We start from the raw sequence: 531 nt of genomic DNA, 5'->3' as shown, positions 1-531 counted from the left end.
GAACAGCAGGCCATTTCCGCATGCCTGGGCTATCACGGTTATCCGAAATCCGTGTGCATCTCTATTAATGAAGTCGTGTGCCACGGGATCCCGGACGATGCCAAGCTCCTGAAAGACGGCGATATCGTCAACATTGACGTCACAGTGATTAAAGACGAATACCACGGCGATACGTCCAAAATGTTTATCGTCGGGAAACCGACCATTCTTGGCGAGCGTCTGTGCCGCGTCACGCAGGAAAGCCTGTATCTGGCGCTGCGGATGATAAAATCGGGTATTCGTCTGCGCACGCTGGGCGCAGCCATTCAGAAATATGCGGAAGGCGAAGGCTTCTCTGTGGTACGCGAATACTGCGGCCACGGCATCGGTCGCGGCTNGGTTTCTCTGTGGTCCGTGAATACTGCGGTCACGGCATTGGTCGCGGCTTCCATGAAGAACCGCAGGTTCTGCATTACGATGCGGACGACGGCGGTGTGGTACTGCAGCCGGGCATGACCTTCACCGTAGAACCGATGCTGAATGCCGGTGATT

At 55.7% G+C, this 531-nt stretch carries 1 pseudogene; it reads left to right on the top strand.

Annotated elements, in window-relative coordinates:
* Positions 1-531 (top strand): annotated as a pseudogene (locus FDX22_RS00315) (M24 family metallopeptidase); the annotation flags it as partial.

Origin of the sequence: Citrobacter sp. TBCS-14 (genome assembly GCF_005280805.1) — a bacterium.
GTDB classification, from domain to species: domain Bacteria; phylum Pseudomonadota; class Gammaproteobacteria; order Enterobacterales; family Enterobacteriaceae; genus Citrobacter; species Citrobacter gillenii.
The sequence above is the reverse complement of the archived record's forward strand: the minus strand, read 5'-3'. Positions and strand labels throughout refer to the sequence as shown.